18 protein-coding genes are annotated in these 20,540 nt (G+C 45.8%); 14 read left to right on the top strand and 4 right to left on the bottom strand.

Annotated elements, in window-relative coordinates:
- Window positions 1-104 precede the first annotated feature (104 nt).
- The 7 genes from pulA (ACR32F_RS24930) to ACR32F_RS24900 all read left to right on the top strand — a co-directional run bounded on the left by pulA (ACR32F_RS24930) (window position 105) and on the right by ACR32F_RS24900 (window position 8,710).
- The gene (gene pulA / locus ACR32F_RS24930; RefSeq protein ID WP_440111805.1) at window positions 105-2,156 is read left to right on the top strand and encodes a type I pullulanase; all 2,052 of its coding nucleotides are present in this window, start codon (window positions 105-107) and stop codon (window positions 2,154-2,156) included.
- A 372-nt stretch (window positions 2,157-2,528) separates the two neighbouring features.
- Window positions 2,529-5,405 (top strand): type I pullulanase, encoded by a 2,877-nt coding sequence (pulA, locus tag ACR32F_RS24925; RefSeq protein WP_440111802.1) that lies wholly within the window; start codon window positions 2,529-2,531, stop codon window positions 5,403-5,405.
- Window positions 5,398-5,667, top strand: a complete 270-nt coding sequence (locus ACR32F_RS24920) for a hypothetical protein (RefSeq protein WP_440120082.1) — start codon at window positions 5,398-5,400, stop codon at window positions 5,665-5,667. The genes pulA (ACR32F_RS24925) and ACR32F_RS24920 overlap by 8 nt, the downstream gene beginning before the upstream one ends.
- Before the next feature lie 16 nt (window positions 5,668-5,683).
- Window positions 5,684-6,316, top strand: coding sequence for a 50S ribosomal protein L25 (locus ACR32F_RS24915; protein ID WP_440111800.1), 633 nt, complete (start codon window positions 5,684-5,686; stop codon window positions 6,314-6,316).
- 235 nt (window positions 6,317-6,551) lie between these two features.
- Window positions 6,552-7,064: a hypothetical protein gene (locus ACR32F_RS24910; RefSeq protein WP_440111798.1), complete on the top strand. Its 513-nt coding sequence runs from the start codon at window positions 6,552-6,554 to the stop codon at window positions 7,062-7,064.
- Between the two features lie 271 nt (window positions 7,065-7,335).
- Window positions 7,336-8,298 (top strand): helix-turn-helix transcriptional regulator, encoded by a 963-nt coding sequence (locus ACR32F_RS24905; protein ID WP_440111796.1) that lies wholly within the window; start codon window positions 7,336-7,338, stop codon window positions 8,296-8,298.
- A gap of 49 nt (window positions 8,299-8,347) precedes the next feature.
- Entirely contained in the window at window positions 8,348-8,710 is a 363-nt protein-coding gene (locus tag ACR32F_RS24900) for an HIRAN domain-containing protein (RefSeq protein WP_440111794.1), read from the top strand.
- Window positions 8,711-8,766: 56 nt separating this feature from the next.
- On the opposite strand, the gene ACR32F_RS24895 is transcribed toward ACR32F_RS24900, so the two are convergent.
- Window positions 8,767-9,867 carry a glycosyltransferase family 4 protein gene (locus ACR32F_RS24895; protein WP_440111792.1) on the bottom strand — a complete coding sequence of 367 codons (1,101 nt, stop codon included), beginning with the start codon at window positions 9,865-9,867 and terminating at the stop codon, window positions 8,767-8,769.
- Window positions 9,868-10,041: 174 nt separating this feature from the next.
- Between ACR32F_RS24895 and ACR32F_RS24890 the strand changes: the two genes are divergently transcribed.
- The 4 genes from ACR32F_RS24890 to ACR32F_RS24875 all read left to right on the top strand — a co-directional run bounded on the left by ACR32F_RS24890 (window position 10,042) and on the right by ACR32F_RS24875 (window position 14,823).
- Window positions 10,042-10,353, top strand: coding sequence for a DUF3817 domain-containing protein (locus ACR32F_RS24890; protein WP_440111790.1), 312 nt, complete (start codon window positions 10,042-10,044; stop codon window positions 10,351-10,353).
- 284 nt (window positions 10,354-10,637) lie between these two features.
- Entirely contained in the window at window positions 10,638-11,459 is an 822-nt protein-coding gene (locus ACR32F_RS24885; RefSeq protein WP_440111787.1) for a TerC family protein, read from the top strand.
- A 599-nt stretch (window positions 11,460-12,058) separates the two neighbouring features.
- Window positions 12,059-13,519 carry an RtcB family protein gene (locus ACR32F_RS24880; RefSeq protein ID WP_440111785.1) on the top strand — a complete coding sequence of 487 codons (1,461 nt, stop codon included), beginning with the start codon at window positions 12,059-12,061 and terminating at the stop codon, window positions 13,517-13,519.
- The gene (locus tag ACR32F_RS24875) at window positions 13,519-14,823 is read left to right on the top strand and encodes an ATP-binding protein (protein WP_440111783.1); all 1,305 of its coding nucleotides are present in this window, start codon (window positions 13,519-13,521) and stop codon (window positions 14,821-14,823) included. Before ACR32F_RS24880 ends, ACR32F_RS24875 begins: the two co-directional genes overlap by 1 nt.
- A gap of 29 nt (window positions 14,824-14,852) precedes the next feature.
- Here the strand turns inward: ACR32F_RS24875 and ACR32F_RS24870 are convergent, their stop codons facing one another.
- Window positions 14,853-15,809, bottom strand: a complete 957-nt coding sequence (locus tag ACR32F_RS24870; RefSeq protein WP_440108877.1) for an IS30 family transposase — start codon at window positions 15,807-15,809, stop codon at window positions 14,853-14,855.
- 573 nt (window positions 15,810-16,382) lie between these two features.
- Between ACR32F_RS24870 and ACR32F_RS24865 the strand changes: the two genes are divergently transcribed.
- Both ACR32F_RS24865 and msrA read left to right on the top strand, forming a co-directional pair.
- Window positions 16,383-16,640 (top strand): GlsB/YeaQ/YmgE family stress response membrane protein, encoded by a 258-nt coding sequence (locus ACR32F_RS24865; RefSeq protein ID WP_017686880.1) that lies wholly within the window; start codon window positions 16,383-16,385, stop codon window positions 16,638-16,640.
- A 302-nt stretch (window positions 16,641-16,942) separates the two neighbouring features.
- A complete protein-coding gene (msrA, locus tag ACR32F_RS24860) occupies window positions 16,943-17,458 on the top strand; it encodes a peptide-methionine (S)-S-oxide reductase MsrA (protein WP_440111780.1) in 516 nt (171 codons plus the stop codon).
- Window positions 17,459-17,544: 86 nt separating this feature from the next.
- Here msrA and ACR32F_RS24855 read toward each other — a convergent pair whose 3' ends face one another.
- On the bottom strand, window positions 17,545-18,816 hold the full coding sequence (locus ACR32F_RS24855; protein ID WP_440111778.1) for a hypothetical protein: 1,272 nt from the start codon (window positions 18,814-18,816) through the stop codon (window positions 17,545-17,547).
- A 418-nt stretch (window positions 18,817-19,234) separates the two neighbouring features.
- On the opposite strand from ACR32F_RS24855, the gene ACR32F_RS24850 reads away from it, so the two are divergent.
- Window positions 19,235-19,537 (top strand): YfzA family protein, encoded by a 303-nt coding sequence (locus tag ACR32F_RS24850; RefSeq protein ID WP_440111776.1) that lies wholly within the window; start codon window positions 19,235-19,237, stop codon window positions 19,535-19,537.
- 307 nt (window positions 19,538-19,844) lie between these two features.
- Here ACR32F_RS24850 and ACR32F_RS24845 read toward each other — a convergent pair whose 3' ends face one another.
- Window positions 19,845-19,970, bottom strand: coding sequence for a hypothetical protein (locus ACR32F_RS24845; RefSeq protein WP_440111774.1), 126 nt, complete (start codon window positions 19,968-19,970; stop codon window positions 19,845-19,847).
- Window positions 19,971-20,540: the final 570 nt, after the last annotated feature.

Raw genomic sequence — 20,540 nt, 5'->3', positions numbered from 1 at the left:
TTTTTCCGTCACAAGATTATGGTTGGGCATAAGAAGGGGTATAAAGGGTAAGGAGCATGCTCTCCACATTTATTATTTTGCTCATCGAGAGGGGAATACACAGCATGATTGAAGATGATTACAAGCAGGATGCAATGAATTTGAAGGATACATATCAGGGAAGAGACCTGGGTGTCAAAATAGAATCACAGGCCTGTAGTTTCAAGGTGTGGACACCTGATGCCGTTCAGGTGGATGTGCTCCTGTATCCACCTTTGACGGGGGGCAGTCCTGATGAAGAGCCCAACCAACGGAAGCAGAAAGCAACACCCATGCATAGACAGCATCAGAGTATCTGGTCCCTGGAGCTAGAGGGAGATTGGAACGATTATCGTTATATGTATCGGGTCACCTTCAAGGATGGACGACAGGAGATTGCAGTGGACCCCTACGCAAGGGCCGTTACCATGAACGGAGAAATGGGCGTGCTGGTCAGATTGGAGCGAACCGATCCCGAAGGGTGGAGTCAGGATATTCGTCCAGAGCTGGTGAGCCCGGTGGATGCTGTGTTATATGAGCTGCATGTGCGAGACTTTTCGATTCATGAATCTTCTGGTATGGCGCACAAAGGCAAGTATCTGGCTTTTACCGAGACGGGTCTGTGTGATGCCGAAGGCAACCTGCTAGGAATTGATCATTTGGCTGAGCTTGGTGTTACCCATGTACATTTGCTTCCGGTGTTTGATTTTGCAACTGTGGATGAATCCAAGGTAGATGACTTGTCTTCGGACGTATCCAAGTATAATTGGGGCTATGACCCGCTTCATTTTAACGTACCCGAAGGCTCCTATGCTACACGTGCAGATGAGCCGGAGACACGAATCCGTGAATTCAAATCGATGGTGCTCGCACTCCACCAGAAGGGCATCGGTGTCATTATGGATGTGGTGTACAATCATACATTTGATACCGCAGGCAGCTCGTTTGAGAAGCTTGTTCCCGGGTATTATTACCGCCAGAATGCGGATGGCACATACAGTAATGGATCAGGTACAGGCAATGAAGTCGCTACAGAACGTCATATGGTTCGCAAGTTTATCATCGACTCGGTACGTTACTGGGCAGAGGAGTACCATGTGGATGGTTTTCGATTTGACTTGATGGGCCTGATTGATACTGCAACGATGAAACAGCTTGCAGCAGAAATGCATGCTGAGGTTTCTCCGTCCATTTTTCTCTATGGCGAGCCTTGGGGAGCGATGGAGTCGCCACTTGGGGATCAAATGACACTTAAGGGTGATCAACGTGAAGCCGGATATGCCGTATTTAACGATAACTTCCGCGGAGTGATCAAGGGTGACAGTGATGGAAAGGGTACAGGATTTGCTACTGGTGCGGAAGGCAAGGAAGAGGAGATTTGGACAGGCGTGCGGGGAGCGATAACCGATTTTGCGGCAGGCCCATCCGAAACAATTCATTATGTGACCGTACATGATAATCTCAACCTGTGGGACAAAGTTGCACGTACGCAAGGGTTGGATGATCAGCTGGGCTTTATCACATATGACGAGGATGGACGTGTCCAAGGCAGCGCAAGCGTGGAAGAGGCTGTACAGCAAGCCAAGCCGCACTTGTACGTGGACCCGACTCGCACACTGGAGAATGAAACGGTAAGGCGCTGTCTGCTGGCTGGTGGCATCGTGTTGACCTCCCAGGGGGTACCGCTGCTTGCGGCTGGAGACGAATTTCTCCGAAGCAAATATGGCGATGCAAACAGTCACGTAAGTGGTGATGCGGTCAACGCCATTCGTTGGTCACAGAAACAGCAGTTTAAGCCTGTATTTGATTATTATCGTGGACTCATCCGTCTCCGGCGCGAGCATCCTATCTTTCGTCTTCGCACCCGGGAAGAGATTGAGAAGCATGTTTGCTTGCTTGAAAAAGGTAATGGGATATTGGCCTATGAACTGGCGGGTAAGGCCGCAGGGGATACCTGGGGAAGGATCATCGTCATCTATAACGCGGCTAAAGAGACTCGTACAATCCCTGTTCCCTCAGATACATGGCATGTGGTTGTCGAGCAGGGACAAGCAGGCACTCAGACACTGCGTACAGTCAAGGAAGGTCAGATTAGCGTGTCCGCGATCTCCATGACGGTCATGTATTCAAATAAGTGAACCATACGTTGCATTTGTATCGTTATGTCGGTACAAACCTGCGGAAATTAGTACGAATAGCATGTGCTCGGTTCGTTACACAGGAGTAAGCCAAAAAGGGATGTCCTCCGTCATATCATGACTTGAGGGACATCCCCATTTTGTTTTTTTTCATCAGGACAGGTACAAATGCTGTCAATCTATGGCGCTTGTTTACATATGCTGTATCTTGAAAGCGATTGCTGTGTGTATGTGCAATACATTTAAAATACTAATTGAAAGCCTCTGTACAACCGATATGTTGGATACAGACAACCCCGGGTTGACAAATGACGTCCCTCTTCGTAACATCGGGACAACACGAAATCAATGGAACTAAAGGCGGTGGGAACGATGCCGGAATGGACATCTTTTCGTTACGAAGGCAACGATCTTGGCTTAACATATACTCGTGATGCAAGTACTTTCAAGGTGTGGGCACCTACAGCACAACAGGTTTCCATACTCATTTTTGATAATGAAGGCAACTACAATGATAGTGGAAAAGTAACGGCACATGATGACGGACAAGAACAGTCGATGACCCGTGATCCCGATGGAATATGGAGTATACAGCTTGAAGGGGATTGGGCAGGACATTATTATATGTATCACATTACGCATGATGACGAACATATTAAAGTGGCGCCAGACCCGTATGCTCATGCAGTATCAGCGAACGGACAACGAACAGCTATTATTGATCTAGGCACAACCAATCCGATGGATTGGGAAGAGGATACCAAGCCCGTATTTCTGCGTCCTGTGGATGCGGTTCTATATGAACTGCATGTGCGTGACTTCTCCTCCGACCCACATGCGGATATTCCGTACAAGGGCAAATATTTGGCATTTACCGCTTCGGGACTGACCGACAGGGGTGGTAATCGCATTGGCGTAGATCATCTTGCCGAACTCGGTATTACGCATGTTCATCTTCTTCCTGTAGCCGATTACCAGACGGTTAATGAGTTGGCAACAACGGAAGCAGGTTCAAACGCCAGAGTGCCATACAACTGGGGGTATGACCCACAGCATTATAACGTGCCAGAGGGTTCCTATGCTACAGATCCGCGTGATCCGGCGGTTCGGATCAAAGAGTTCAAAGCGCTTGTGCAGTCGTTGCACAGACAAGGCATTCGTGTAGTACTGGATGTGGTCTACAATCATACGTATAGCGTGGATGATGGGCCTTTTGAGCGGCTCGTACCGGGTTACTATTATCGATATCGTCAGGACGGTACACTGAGCAATGGATCGGGTGTAGGCAATGAACTGGCGACGGAACGTCCGATGGTGCGAAAATATATTGTGGATTCTCTCTTGTATTGGGCTGAGGAATATCATGTGGACGGATTTCGCTTCGACCTTATGGGACTGATCGATACTGAAACGATGAATGAACTGACTCGCGAACTGCGAGAACAGATTGATCCGGCTTTTCTGATCTATGGGGAACCTTGGACGGGCGGAGATTCACCATTGGAGCGGAAAGCGTTAAAAGGAACGCAGCGGGGGCAAGGATTTGCTGTATTTAACGATCATTTCCGTAGTGCCATCAAGGGAGATAGTGATTGCAGCGGCAAAGGGTTTGTTACCGGAGCGGATGGTAAGGAGTATGATATTGCCGTGGGTGTAGCCGGAGCACTGGATGATTTCACATCTTCACCTGTGGAATCTGTCAATTATGTGACAGCTCATGACAATCTCAATCTGTGGGATAAAATCGCAACAACGATGAATCTTAGACATGATCTTGGTTTCCCGGTATGGAAGGATGGTCAGCCTTTGGAAGGTGGCAGCGCAGAGTCAGCTGTAAAGGCAGCTGATCCCTATCGTTATATAGATGCGGATGATGTGCTTGATCATGAGATGGTTCGCCGTTCTGTACTATCATCGGGTATTTTGCTTACCTCTCAGGGGATTCCATTTCTGCATGCAGGTGATGAGATTCTGAGGTCCAAAGCCGGAGATCAGAACAGCTATCGCAGTGGAGATGCAGTCAATACGATTACATGGGCTAACAAGTCCCGTTTCAGACCCGTTTTTGACTATTATCGTGGTCTGATTCACCTGCGACGTACACATCCGGCCTTCCGCATGACCCATGCGGAGCAGGTACGGAACCATCTTCGCATTATGCGTGCGGAAGGAAATATGGTTGTATTTACTCTTCAGGATGGCGCGAATCAGGATTCCTGGAATCAGATCGTAGTCATCTACAACGCAACCGGACAGCAGCAGCAAGTGAGTCTACCGGAAGGTGACTGGCATGTCGTTGTGAATGACCATCAGGCAGGGACAGACCTGATTGAAACGGTTAACGGCGTAGCGTTGGTGGAGCGGTGGTCGTTGATGGTACTGTATGACACGGAGTATGGTAGCGGTGTTGAGCCGGCTGTGATCGAGATTAATTCTCCACGTCAGGTGTACAATTCCGGAGAGACGGCTGAGCTGCGAGCATTGGTGAGAGACAGCCTGGGTAACGTTGTGGAGAATGCACCTATATCCTGGAGCTCGTCGGAGCCGCACATCATCCAAATCCAACCGGATGGAACGATTGTTACGGATGAGACCGGAGAAGCAACCATCCGAGTTCAATGTGGCATGATTACCGCAGAGTGTATATTGCAGGTCGATCATCTCCGGCCCGAGCGGATTGAAATCGTAGGTGAACCTGTGATGTACACCACACGGATTAGCCGTTTTCGGGCACTGGTTCTCGATCAGTTTGGGCAGCCATTGCAAGGAATGAATGTACGCTGGAGCTCCTCACATCCAGGCACGGCAGCTGTTAGTGCAGCAGGTATCGTGCGAGCATTAACACCAGGGGGAACCCGAATTATGGCGGAAGCTGGAGGAATTCAGGCATCATTTACGATCAAGATCCATAAACAGAATTCGCGAATTGTTACCCTCCGATATGAGCGGGAAGACCACCATTACGCGGGATGGGATGTCTGGGTATGGGGCACAGGCATGGAGGATGGAGCTGTACCCCTGGAGCAAGTCGGAGAGGCAGCAGAGGCACGCTTCCGTGTGGCTCCAGGACTGCATCATCTAGGTTTAATCATTCGGCTGAATGAGTGGGAAGCCAAGGATACATGCGGAGATCGCTATGTGGATATTGGACCTGAAGATGGAGATGTACAGATTATTGTGCGCAGTGGGTCCGATCAGATGCAGGTCATTCGGGATAGCGATGAACAGGATGATCGTAACAGTGCATAAATCCATTGTAGAAAATCATATTTATGTGCTCGAAAAGTTCAGGATAGATACACAGTCGGAAGAGATTCCGGCTGTTTTTTATGCATTAAAACCGGACGATTTCGGTCAAAAAATAAAAAACTGTGCAACGGAGTGTTTGAGATCCTCTATCATTGGGGTAAATATAGATATGGCCCACGATTCGGCCACAGAAAAAAAGACCCTATTGGTCTACTTGATAAGCCTTACCGCTTCCAACAAATATAAAGTAGGGATCCCTTGAAGGAGGATGTTCAATCATGAAATCCAACGGAAAAATGGCTCAACTTACAGCAACACCAAGAACGGAAAAGAAAGGTGCAGCACTGCGCCTGTTAAGACAAGGCGGACGAGTTCCCGCTGTCGTTTACGGCCCGGGACTTGAAGGTGCCTCCATACATGTAGATGAAAAAGAGATGCTGAAAGTAGCACGTACAGGCCGCTCCGAGATGTTTAACCTCAATGTGGAGGGTGGCAAAACGGTTCCGGTGCTGATCAAGGATCAGCAGGAACGCAACGGACGTCTGCTGCACGTAGACTTTCTACAGATTTCCAAGAACAAACCGATCAGCGTAAGCGTATCGATCGATTTCCAAGGTACTGCAGCCGGCTCCAAAGCTGGCGGCGTATTCCAGACACAGGAAACACAACTCGAAGTTGAAGGACTTCCAGCTGATCTGCCAACCTCCATTGAGGTGGATGTTAGTGGACTGGAAATTGGTGATCGTCTGACTGCGGCTGATATCAAATTGGACAAGGGTCTGACTCTGGTAACATCAGCCGATTCCATCATCGCTTCCGTGATGCCGCCACAAGCGGCTGAGGCAGAGCCAACGGCTTCTGCAGAAGCCGCTGAACCAGCAGTTGAAGAAGAAAAAGCTTCAGAAGAATAAAGGATTGGAATCTTCAGATTCTGTTCCTTCAGCGAGCCCGGTCGTGATGACCGGGCTTTTTTTGTTGTATGGTCGTTTCTGCCGGTAGAAGAACGCCTGTGTGATATCTTTCGTTTAACTTGTTCCGGATTGTCTTACACGAGGATGGTTCGTTATGATGGTAAGGTTGAATGGATTGAATATGAAGTTAGAAGTGGTGTAGGGGCTAATTTAGAGAGAAAGCAGGTTTCATGATATGTTTGATCCAACCGTGTATGACAACCTGAAAGTAGGGTTTGAAAATCATCTCTATGATCTCGATAATTTGGATGAGATCATTCAGATCACAGATCGAAAAGATCGGCTGGAGATGGCGATCATGTCCAGAGAGTTCGTGCTACAGTTTTGCCTGAGGAATCACCCTGAAGTCACAGGAGAAGTCGTGTTAAGAGCTTCGCTGGTGGAACTTGCCGCTGAGATTCTGGAGATGCCTGGCGGTCATCCAGGCTGCAGCTTGGAACTTCGGTTTGGCATGCTTATCAAGGAGCCCGAGAATCAATGTCCAGTGATCCGTTCGATATTACAGCAAAGCTGGCCGGAACAGAGGACGCTGCAGAACATTCAGTATACATTTGAAGATCAGCCGATGGTGTACAGAGTCTCAGCAGAAGTCTATTTTGACCGCAGTGTGAATGAAGATCAGATGGGAGATATTCCTGATCTATGCGATCATATGGTCCATGTGCTGAACCAATTGGTGCAATTGTAGTATTATTAAGAACTAAAAAAGTCTTGTCTCTCCTTAAAGAGGCAGGGCTTTTTTTGCGTTTTATATATAGGCTATCAGGCGTGGGTATAAGGACTTGTGGTTAATAATTTACGCAAGCGAGTAAGAGAATGTATATTTAAAGAGCACAACAAGTGCGATTGAACTATATAAGAATGGTGAAACTGCGAAAATAAGATGGGACTAAAGATTTAGTACCCTACTAAAGGAACTAGTTTTCCTTGCCGATAAAATATCGAAGGGGAGAAACTACATGACAGAGAAATTAATTCGTCTGCTGCGTATACTTCAGGCTATACAAGCGAATCCCGGAATTTCAGCCAAGGAACTGGCATTGAAATGCGGTACAACTGTGCGCACGATTTATCGTGATCTCCGGATTTTGGACAGGGTTGCCCCGATTATGAACGAAGGCTATGGCAAAGGTTATCGGTTCATTGGTGAATTTGCAATGTATCCTCTGGATTTTACAGAACAGGAAGCGATGGTATTCTCCTTGCTTCCATCCGTAGTGGATACCTCCCAATTCCCGGCTGAATTTGATTCGGCTTTTGACAAAGTGATGACAGCACACACTAAATTAAAATCGAGAAACAGTGACATTGTAGAAAATATTGCAGGTATTATTCGAATGGGCACTCCTGCATATCGAGAAGAAGGGAAATATCCCAATCTGCTCATCCCAGTGATTGAAGCTATTCTGAATCAGCAAACGATTCGAACCCAGTACCACACCCTAGCAAATAATGAAATAACAGTTCAGGATATTGATCCCTATTACCTCATTCCACGTGATCAACGTTTTTATGTGATCGGTTACTGCCACTTGCTGCAGAAGGTCCGTTTGTTTCGGATGAGTCGCTTTCTCGACGTTATTCAAACTCATGACCATTTTGATAAAGGCGATTTCAACATCACGCAGTATATGAAAAATACGTGGTCCATTGACCGTGGTGACGAACATATCCATTTCAAGGTAAGATTCACTGAGAAAGTGGCCCCCTACATAAAAGAAGAAGAGATGTTTGTTCGTCCACGAATGACGGATATGCCGGATGGGGGGTTGTTATTTGAAGTCACCCTGAACAGTAGTCGTGAATTTCTGGAATGGTTGTATCAATTTGGTCCCCAAGCAGAGGTTCTTGAGCCCCGTGAATATCGCAAAGAAATTCGCAAACAACTCATTGAGTGGTTGGAGCATTACAAGGAAGATTAGTAGTTTCAATCCCTTTAAATTGAAAAAAACAGTAAAAGGAGCAGATGAAATGAGCAGCAAATTATTCACAGCTATGTATGGGATGGAACATTATCATGGAGTACAAGCTTTAAATGTGGGAGATACCTTATTTTTGGTCAAAGATCCTGATAATCGGTTGGATCATCGAGCGATTAAGGTGGTGATTCCTCCAATTGGGACGGTCGGCTATATCATTAATAATCCGCTCATCGTTCCTCATGGCTGCTGGACAGGCACTGGAATTTATGATGCTTTTCACCAACAGACCGGCGCCAAGGTGAGATTCACCATGAAGGATATGATTATTTTGGAGTTAATTGAAATGGTTCACGTCCCTGTCCCACATATGGATGCCTTTATTACAAGCTGGCAATCTCGTGAAAAAGCCTGACAAATCCTCCAGCCCGCATGGACTGAAGGGATTGTGAATGGGTTAACGGGAGACGCTCATCCACGGATCAGTCTGGTATAGATTGCTTCGAGATGTATGGCTGTCCGCGCCCAACTGAAGTTTTCAACCGCACTGGCTCGCCCGGCATCCCCCAGAGAATGAGCTAGCGCAGAATTACTTGCCAGTTTGTACAAGTAAGCAGCGAAACTTTGGGGTTTGTGATATAGCTTCACAAGGTATCCATTCCTGCCAGACTCTATGATTTCGCGGATGCCTCCATTGTCTGAAGCAATGACAGGCAGTCCAGAAGCCATAGCTTCAACATTAACCAGCCCGAAGGCTTCATGCTCCTGTGAAGGACAAACAAGACAGTCTACCGCCCGGTATAATCGGTCAATCTGTTCATGGGCGATCTGACCCATGAAGGATACATGAACTTTCAATTTTCGGGCAAGTTGTCGCAGTTTGCGGACGTAGACCTGAGGTCCTTTCCCTGCAATGATCAGCTGCACGGATACCTGCTGTTGTAGGAGAGCTACCGCTCGAATCAGGACATCCACACCCTTGCCGGGAATAAGTCTGCCTACATAGAGAATGGAGAAAGGTGCTAAGATACCGAGTTGTTTACGCAGAAGTGCCTGCTCTCCGGCAATTGAAGGCAGAAAGCGGCCTAGGTCGGCACCCAAGGGTACAACGCTCATACGACGTCTCAAGGATGGGAATCTGTGACTAAGCCTCTGTCTGAGGGATTGACTGTTCACGGCAATCCAATTGGCTTGCCTTAACACGGCTAAACTTGAAGGTCCTGGTTGTGCAAAAGTTAAAGAGTGAAGGTAGAGCACCACTGGCATATGGGGGAAATTACGCTTAATCGCAGCCATACTATGCGGCCTGTTATCCACCTGGATAACATCAAATGGTTGGCTTTTCAGTATACGGATCACCGCTCTTGTATATCCGGCTGGGCTACCTGCTGGGAGACGGCGGATCGTAATACCATCCATTTGTTCTGTCATGGGGAGGCCTTTCATCTCACGGCTTAGGATCGTCACCTGGTGACGGAGTGCCAGTTCACGAGCAATACCCAGGATACAAATCTCGACTGAACCATTACCAGGTAAAGGTAATTTTTCGGGTGCAATCATGGCTATTTTCATCAACGCGCTCCTCCTTGTCCGACATCCGTAACCATCATCGTCATATATCTTATGTGCACAAGAAGCATTTGGCTCCTCAGGAACGTAGGCAGGATGAAAAAATATCCATTCCTTTTTTGTGATATACTGTAGAGATTGCATTGGGTTTGTTATACGTATAGAAGCAGGAGGAAAATGATGTTACGTTCAACACTTGGCCGCTTTCGACTGATGATGTGGCTGCAGGGGCTTTCATATGTACTATTGTTGTTTGTTGCATTTCCATTGAGAGAGTCGGGCATTATGCCTCAGGCAGTCACATGGGCGGGCAACTTGTACGGTTTTTTGTTTCTGATGTATTTGTTATTTATGGTGAGTCTATATACCACACAAAAGTGGCGTTTACGTCGTCCGCTTGCTTTATTTTTTGTTTCATTTGTTCCACTGGGCAATTTCATATATGATCTGCTGGTTTTTCGCAAGCTGGATCGTGGAACAGCCAAATAAAGCTTGACTTTGTTTATCATTATGAATATGATGAGAACAGGTTATTAAATCAGTTTCAACTAAAACTACATATTCCTGTTAAAGGGGAGTAGCTTTTACAGTAAAGTCGTCAGTTCGGGATTAATCATCCCCGGCTTTATTGGCAGCAATTTTGTTGTTAGCGAGACCTTTACCAAGTTTTGATACTGGGTAAAGGTCTCTTTTTATGAATAAAAAGGACCTTGCCAGTTATGGTAAAGGTCCTTTTTTTTGTACATCATAAGGATACTAAGGAGGAGTCAATTTTGGAGTTGTCATTATTATTGGAGTATGGGTGGGTGCTAGCTGTCTTAGTAGTCCTGGAAGGATTGCTTGCGGCAGATAATGCATTGGTTCTGGCAATTATGGTTAAACACTTACCTGAAGATAAACGCAAAAAAGCGTTGTTCTATGGTCTTATGGGTGCATTTGTTTTCCGATTAGGTTCGTTGTTCCTGATCTCATTCCTTGTGGATGTGTGGCAGGTTCAAGCGATTGGTGCGTTGTATCTCCTGTATATTTCGATTAACCACATTGTTAAAAAATTGCTGAGTAACCGCAATAAAACAGACGAAGCAGCTGATTCGGCACCTGAAAAGAAGAAAAGACAATCCGGTTTCTGGATGACCGTATTCAAGGTAGAAGTAGCGGATATCGCGTTCGCGGTTGACTCCATTCTGGCCGCTGTTGCTCTTGCTGTGGCATTGCCACCAAGTGGATTGCCTGCAATTGGCGGACTTGACGGTGGACAGTTTATCGTCATTTTCCTCGGAGGATTTATCGGTCTTGTCATCATGAGATTTGCGGCTTCCTACTTCGTTAAATTGCTTCATTCCCGTCCGGGACTCGAAGTTGCAGCCTTCGTCATCGTAGGTTGGGTTGGGGTTAAGCTGGCAGTCATTACACTTGCTCACCCTTCACTGGCCGTTCTCGATGAGCATTTCCCAGAAAATAAAATTTGGAAAATCGGTTTCTATATCGTGCTGATTACGATTGCAGTATGCGGTTGGTTCCTTTCCTCCAAGGTGCCTGAGAAAGAAGAGGAGAACCCTGTGAAAGAACTGGAACAACAAACAGATAAATTGTAAAAAATGTAGTCACATTAATAACCATAGGTTATATGAGTAAACGATATCTAACATCATGATATGCATGAGCAAGCTGGGTCTGTTCCTTACAGATCCAGCTTTTTTTATATGAGAATTTGGCATGAAGGAAGTTCTAATGTGCAAGTAAGATTGGAATTTTTCCAAGATAAGGGTTGACACATCGAAACGAGTCCGCTTAATATAAACATAATATTCATGAAGGGAGGCCGAAAGACATGATGGTTGGTTATGTTTTGAAACTTACAATGACACAACGTGCTATACAGACAATTGCATATCCAGTTCATCGTCTCTTTGGCCTCATACGGGCGACATAGGGGAAGATGCATATCCTTAAGGGGGTAACCTTATTAATCGATATGCTACTCTCGGCTTATATAGCAACAGAGAACAGACAAGGCATGTTCATGCTGCACTGTTTTCCGTTATTGTCATGAAGGAGTCACGGGCGAACTGTCCCCGTGGCTTCTTTTTTTGTTCTACGGACTGGGTTGTGAAGTGAAAAAAACTTGAGCCATCTTAAAGTTAATTTTGGTTAAGTTGCAAAAGTAGTGAACGGGAAGGAATAATACACATTTATGAATACACAACCATATTTATTTACAAGTCAAAACGAAATCACAGATGGCTATCGGCATGAAGTCAAGCTACCTGCTGGCAATTTAACCGTATATGCAGCACAACAGCTGTTCTCCTCACTGGATTACAAGGTGTTCGAGATGGCAAACAACAACCTGCAAATTCCCGGCATATCGTACATGAGCTATACGCCGGACGTACACGTTGGCGTAGGAACCTGCATCGGGACCACCGCAGTATGGGACGCAACCAGTGGGTATGTGTCCCCTTCGATTGTAGGCAGTGACATTGGCTGTGGCATGCGGGTGCATATGACCAATCTGCATAAGGATGATCTGAAAGACGTGAAACTGCGTCGCAAGCTCGTGAAAGCCATTGAGAAGGTGCTGCCGATGGAAGCCAATCAGCGGGGGCATTATTCGGATATACGGCTGGAGCATATTGTATGCAAAGGATTGCATGGTCTACCCAAAAAATATATGGATAGTTATACACCCAAGAAATCAACATCCATTACTCATGTAGAGAGCAGCAAGTTCAGCTATGATGAGGAGGTATTGAATCTTGTGCCGGATAAGACGTGGCATCGTGCTCATCGTCAGTTGGGCACACTGGGTGGAGGGAATCACTTTGCCGAGATTCAAGCGATTGAGATTGCGGAAGAAAACCGCGAAATTGCGGAAGCTTGGGGTTTGTCCGATGGACAGATTGTAGTTATGATTCATTCCGGTTCCCGTGCCTGGGGCGGGCATGTGAGTCAGACAAGCTCTACAGCTATTGCAAAAGTCATGCAGCGAATGGGTCTGGGAACATCGGATCCAAGGCTGGTTTTTGCTCCGCTTGAGCATGCAGAAGGTCGCCATTACGTAAATATGATGTACTCTGCACTGAATTACGCCGTCGTGAATCGACATCTGATCGCCTATGCTATCCGTGAAGCATTCCGAGATGTGTTTGGCCCCAAATGCGAATTCCGTACACTATATGACCTGATGCACAACTATGCTTGGGAAGAATCCCATGCAGAACATGGATCGGTCTTTGTACACCGAAAAGGCGCTACACGTGCATTGCCTGCCAACCATCCGGATAATCCGAAGCCTTATCTGGCAACAGGGCATCCGGCTCTTATTCCGGGTTCCATGGGCACTGCTTCGTACATCATGGTTGGTCAGCCGCAGGGTGCGGACAATTATTATTCGATCTGTCATGGTGCGGGACGTATTCGCTCACGTACAGCAACAAAACGTTTGGTGACGGTGGATGATTTTGCTTCGGCGATGGGCGTTGGTACGGAAGATGAGATTGTGGTGAACCAGCGTTCACTTGAATCCATCATTGATGAATCGCCGCAAGCATACAAAAATGTTGATGAAATCATTGATAGTGTTACAGGCGCAGGTCTGGCTCAAGTTGTAGCCAAATGTAAGCCGCTTGCAGTCGTGAAGGGAGCAAAATAATGACAGTAGAGAAAGAACAAGCGAATCATAGCAGAGTCATCTATTCCTATGAGGAGCAACAAGATAGTCGCATACGGATTGAAGGCTATGCCATATATGCCCGCCTGATTCGAGGCATCATTGAAGCGCTGGGCAATCGATACGGAGTTCGTTATGAACTCTTCGCCAGCGATGATCCAAACAGTGAATACTGGGATCTGCTGAAGGAAGATCTGCAAAGCAACAGTGTTGAAGTGGAGCTGGTTGCCCGGATTTTCGAAGATCTTGAGCTACGTACGTTACACTATGATGACGACGGGGATGCACCAACGTATGGTGTGAACTATTCCATTCGCAATAATGTATTTGCCTATCCCCAGTGGGGCGTAGCCCTTGTACGGATTCCATTCTTCCGGGAAAATGGGATCTACAATGAGGACTTTGTTTTTGCTACAGGAGAAGAGGCATTGAAGCAGTTTCTGGGTAGTGTGCGAGAACGGGAACGGCAGCAAAATATGAAAAAGGTGACGGTATACACGGATGCTCGAAATGGCAGTGACCGTCATGTCGAATCCATCACCCGCTCTGTGGGAAGAGATGAGGTGGTGCTGTCGGCACAGATTAAACAAGACATTTTCCGTTCACTGGATCAGTTCTTCGAGGCAGATCGCTCTTTTTATCGAGATTATGACATTCCGTATAAACGAGGGATTTTGTTGTATGGGCATCCTGGGAACGGGAAGACTACACTGGTAAAATCGATTGCCGGGAGCATCCCTGGTCCTGCCGCATACTGGCAAATTACCGAATATACGAACAGTGAATCGGTACGTGAAGTATTTGAGGCCGCCAAGCGGCTGGCACCGATGGTGTTGATCATTGAGGATATCGATTCGATGCCGGATGAAGTCCGGTCATTTTTCCTGAATACACTGGATGGCGCTACGTCAAAAGAGGGCATTTTCCTGATTGGTACAACCAATTATCCGGAGAAAATAGACCCAGGCCTCATGAACCGTGCCGGACGGTTCGACCGTGCTTATGAAATACCGCTCCCCACGGAGCCGCTGCGGCTGCAATATTTGCAGCAACGGGGATTTTCCGTCTTTGCTGGTGAAGAAGGTACGGTGGAAGCAGCGCGCCTGACGGATTCATTCTCTCTGGCACAACTCGGAGAGCTGTATGTCAGTGCTGCACTCGAATGGCATCAGAATGGGCATACAGACATTGTGCAAGTCATCCAGTCCATGCGAAGCGAACTGGACAAGAGTCATAAGCATAACTGGCTGGCTCAGCCAGGACAGGGTCGTGCAGGCTTTTATTAATTGGCTCCAACCCTTCAATTGACGGATTGTCAAACTAAGTGCGACAGTTCCTCTGTGAAAGATTCGTGAGCGGTTCTCCAACCCAAGCATTTTCGTGGTCTGTGATTCATTAGATCGAGTGAATGGGCGAGATCTTCATCCTCCACTTGAGCGAGATCGGTACCTTTAGGGAAAAACTCTCGAAGCAACCCGTTTGCATTCTCGTTGGAACCGCGTTGCCAAGACGAATACGGATCAGCAAAATAAACGTGCAGGTTGTGGGTCGTTTCCAGATTGGCATAGCATGCAAACTCCTTTCCTCGATCAGCCGTAGCTGTGAGGAAGGTCCCAGTAGGGTACTGTGATATAGCTACACCGAGCGCAATCTCCATCGACAAAGCGGTACGGTCGGGCATGAGAACAGCGGTATATAAGCGTGTTTTGCGTTCAATCAACGTCGCTACGCATCCTTTACTTTTCCCACGACCCGATACGACGGTATCCAGTTCCCAGTGTCCAAACGTTTCACGGGAACGAACCTCTTTGGGGCGATCTGAAATGGATTGACCAATAGCGAATTTACCGCGAGTTTCTGCGGGTTTCTGGCGCTTCCCCTTGTGTCGAAGAACCTGTAATACACCTCGAACCAAGCGCCCAGCGTAGATCCAGCGGTAGATGGTTTTGAAAGAGACTGCACGCCGGCCTTCGGTGCGGAAACGTTCAGTGATTTGTTCCGGAGACCACGTTGCCTCAAGTTTTTCCTCCAGTGAAGCAGCCAAGGCGTCTGACCATTTACCTGGAGAGACAGAAACCTTACGACGCTCCTCATAAGCGTTCTGAGCTTGTTCTGCCTGATAGGGATGCGATGCAACAACACGATCTAGCTCACGGCAAATCGTGGAAGGATGTCTACCCAGTTCCTTTGCAATGGCTCGTGAACTTTGGCCTTGCTTGTGGAGGATTTCTAGCTTGCTACGTTCGATTATGCTAAGATGTGAATAACTCATGGACTGATTCTCCTTGTGTGAATGCTGGTGTGGTAACTTTCATTCTACACGAATCAGGCTATGAGCCATTTTTTTATTTTCAGTAGGTGTCGCACTTCATATTACAATCCGTCAATTCTAATAATATGGCGTAATCTTAAAATTAATTCTTGGACAGATGAGGACAATGTAGTGGAGGGTCCGAAATCGATTCTAAAGAAGCGGAGCTAAAGCTTTCTGCAAGAAATCCGGGGATAACAGCGATCGGAAGAACGATTCGTAACCGGAACGGCTACTTTGATGTACGTTAAATTTTAAAATGGACCAAAAATAATTTCACCTCAATTGGTTATACTAAGGCTGTCTGTTTCAACATACAATGACTTTCGGGAGGTACATAACGCAGCCCTGAGCTGTGAGATGCCGGAAGTGATGCGATCTGTTTTCAATGCCTTGTTAAGTGCTGTTTGGCAGAGAAGGGAGCATATAAACAAAAGGTGATATAAAAAAACTTTCATGCCAATTGTTTAAATGCTTCTGTAGCGGTTAATAGTAGACAGACAACAACAAAAACTTTAATTAGAGGTGAATGATATGGGTTGGTTATGGTCATTAATTATCGGTGGTATCATTGGATGGTTGGCAGGTTTGATCGTTGGTCGTGACATTCCGGGCGGTGTTATCGGTAACATCATAGCCGGTTTTATCGGTGGATGGTTAGGTGGAGTCATTCTGGGAGATATGGGTCCTGAAATGGGCGGATTCTACATAGTACCGGCATTAATCGGTGCCATCGTACTTGTAGCCATTGTAAGCTTGATCTTCCGTTCGATGGGTAGAAGTCGCGGGTAACGAATTCATGATATCTTGAATGTAGTTGTCAGCTATAAGCATTAAAGCGAAGAGGTTGATTGAGAGCCATCATGATGGCTTTCAATCAACCTCTTGTTGTTTTAAAATATAAGACATGTATCAGTATCAGAGATTTTGGTTTCTTATACTTTGTTTATATACAAGCATTTTGCATAAATCCAAAGAGCGTCTTTCAATCAGCAAGATATAGATCGAAATGCTTCTATTCGTCTAGATCTTGTACCCGGGAGCGAGTTGAATCGAATGATGCAAAATGCGGATACAAGAAGGGATGAGTGGGAATGGAAAAAGCTACATTTGCTGGCGGATGCTTCTGGTGTATGGTTACACCGTTTGAGGAGCAGCCAGGCATTCATGGTATCGTATCCGGCTATACCGGCGGTCACATCGATCATCCAACATATGAGCAGGTCAAAACCGGGGAAACGGGTCATGTGGAGGTCGTTGAAATTACATTTGATCCAGCAGTGTTCCCATATGAACGACTGCTGGAGCTGTACTGGCCTCAGATCGACCCCACCGATGATGGTGGACAATTTCAGGATCGTGGCACGCAGTACAGAACCGCCATCTTTGTGCAAAATGAACGTCAGCGTGAATTGGCTGAGCAATCCAAACAGGAGCTGGCAGCCAGCGGAAGATTCGATCAGCCGATTGTAACCGAGATTCGCGATATGGCAGTATTCTATCCAGCAGAAGATTACCATCAGGATTACCACAAGAAAAATCAGAAGCATTATAAAGAAGACCGTGCGTTATCCGGACGGGATGAATTTATCGAAGACAATTGGAAATAATCTGTTGCATTTCATCAATCCAGATGCCATATGCCAAAAAGAGCGCCCTGTTCGCCGATAGTCGGTCATACAGAGCGCTCTATTTCCTATTTAGCTGAGGCTGTCTTCAATACATACTTGGATAACGCATCCTTATTGAACTGATAGATGATATGATCGCTGTACGTTGAATATCCATCGAGCATTCCAGGGGATGAGGCAAATGCATATTCATGTACCGTATCCAATGTTTGTGGATCAAGGATATAACCTGTTTTGGCAAAGTTAAGCTTGTAATTCCCATCTTGGGTATGTTCAATATTCGTCAGTGCTGCCTGCTGATCCTTGAACATGCGTTCCGTTACTTTGCCTTTCATGGTGTACAGCTCCAGTTTCGGGCCTGTAAAGACAATATAACCATTGCCTGCCGTTTGGATATAGGCATCAGCTGCAATGGAGCGGCCCCAAGCAAGCTTGCCATCGGTACCAAAGCCCATGAGCTTATTGCCTGAGTTCAGCAAATTGGCACGCATGATGATGGAGCCATCGTCCAGAATGGATAGCGATTCACCGCCACCGTCGCCTAGGGTGTTGGCATTGCTTGGGAACTGATAGAAGGACAGACGATTCAGTGTGCGATCATAGATCTCCACTTTTGGATTAGCTGCAGGCTGCCAGAAGTCGCCGACTTTGATGCGTTTACTGGTATCGACTACGATCCGATTGTTGCCAGCCTTGAGCACAGAGCCGTTGATCGTTTTTTCGCTGATCAGTTTGCCTTTCTTGTCATACAGCGAGATGGCCGAACGAACGGAACCATTCGATTGAGCACCCGCACTTGAAGCAATCATCAACGTATCGTTATCCAGAAGGGATATAGATGATGAATTATTTACGGTTTTGATCCAGTTGGTTTTGCCGGACGTATTGAACGAGTATACTTTCTTGGTTCCATCGGAATATTCCATATATACGTAGGCAGTGCCGTAGCTGGTATACAGAGAATTGGAATAAGTCGTATAAGGCCCGCTTTTTTCATGGAAAATATAGTTCCATTTCAGTTTGCCAGTTGTTGCATCCAGCGCCTGAAGTGAATCCAGCTGCCAATCCAGCTTGGTGTTGCTGCTCGTTTTGGTCACGGGCTGGGAGGAATGCACGTATACCAGATTTTTGGCAGGCATGGCGTTCAATTTTTTGATGATGACGTCATTCTCCGTGTTCACTTCAGTAAGTGCCAGGGATGATGAGGTCCATGCAGCCTTGGGCAGTGGAGTATTGGACTCTGCTGCGTAGCCTGGTGTATGCAGGCTGAAGAGGAGCGTGCCACTGAGAATGAGGGCAGCCCAGGTTTTGGACTTTCGTTTGTTGGATGTATGCAAGTGATAAACCACCTTTCTTCGATTCAAAATAGAACCGATTGTTGAATTCTACCATTTAAACCAAGGAGAATTCAACCCGAGTATTTGTAACCTTCTATCAATAGGAGAAATTAATAGAACGAAGAAGTCCTTTGAGAAGAAAGGAACGAAACAAATGGGAAACCACAATGGGGAATTGGTTTGCTTAATGATGGAATTTGAATTATTTGTTTTATTTAGAATAAAATATATTAATTATGCTATGTTTATGTATATATAATATGGTAGATAAGTTATCCTTGCTATATATATTAAATATAGATATCAGGGATTACATGTAAATCACTCTTCGATGGCCATTAATAAAGTAGGTAATTATCAGCAATATGTATGCTTTAATGATGATTCAAAATTGATCGCGAAAAGGAGAAGATGTAAAATGTCATATGCCCCCAAAAAACTTCATACTAATCGGACAAAACGCTGGATAATCACGATTGGAATATTTATCCTTGTTCAATTGATCTTTATTGCTATTGATGGTACTTTCTTGGAGCCCCGCTTAAACGATAGTGGCTTATTTGCCGAGATAAAAAGAGAGGTTTTGGAATCAAGGTTACTTACAGAATGGGTTGCCCCTTATTCCTTTCCGTTGTTTAATTTAACTCTGATCATTTTTGTTGTTGCAATGCTGATTCAAGCAGTAGGAGACATGATATCAACAATGTTTGTAAAAAAATAAGGCAGAGGATTGGCAGTACTGATGTGTTCATTGAAAAAGATGCTAAGCTGGTTCCGGTACGATTGGAGTCAGCTTGTTTTATTTTAATTGAATACGCACGTGATTATGGATAAAAGTCTGAGTACGCATTTCCATTTTCTACTAAGACCTCCGATCAAAGATCTCCAACCACTTTTTTTAACATCCCATTCTCCAATTCAAGTCTCTTCACATACCCATTGTATTGGTTTCCAGACGGGATGTCGCTCCTCTGCGATCATAAACATAATCACTTACTTTGCTATAAAAATCCACTTCTACACACGGTCTACATCATACATCCAAGTGGTTCAGAGATTGCAGGATACGTCCATTTTCCCTCTATTCTTAGCCAGACCGCCTTGTTGCTTAAACTTTCTGGATCGTGTTTAAATGCTTGCTTCTTCTTCGCCATAAACAATGCATCTCCTATAATTACTTCGGATAAATTAGGGTAGATATTCCAAAGTTAATTCAAATGGAGGAATGTATGTTTACAAAAACAACAATCAAGGGTGATAATGTGCATAAAAAATTTTGGACATTCAATAGGGCAGTGGCGTAGCCCCTTCGTTGTTGATCTATATCATGCTCAGGTCCTATCATTACCGGATTCGCAAATTGTCGAGACATATGGAGAAGGTGCACAATGAGCGCTTTGACCTGATTGATATCCAGAAAGGATGGAACGAGATTGGTGACTTGATTCGAACTTTTAATATGATGATGGCAAAAAGCCATTCCTTTTAAACCAAGGAGAATTCAACCTGAGTGTCTGTAACCTTCTATCAATAGGAGTTATTGTTTGACGAAGTGTAACGGTTATAGGGCATTCATTTTCTTCCGCTTAAGAGAGAAGTCTGCTATATTTAGTCCGGTGATGGTGGCTATATCAGTTCAACAAAACGTTTACACAATAACGGAGAAGGCAGAAATAACCTGAAGAAGCGAAGCGTTCGCCTAAAAGCTTTCTGAAAGAAAGCTG

Source organism: Paenibacillus hebaui, from assembly GCF_051934385.1.
Lineage (GTDB): Bacteria > Bacillota > Bacilli > Paenibacillales > Paenibacillaceae > Paenibacillus.
Note: the sequence above shows the minus strand (reverse complement) of the source record. Positions and strands in the feature narration are given on the sequence as shown.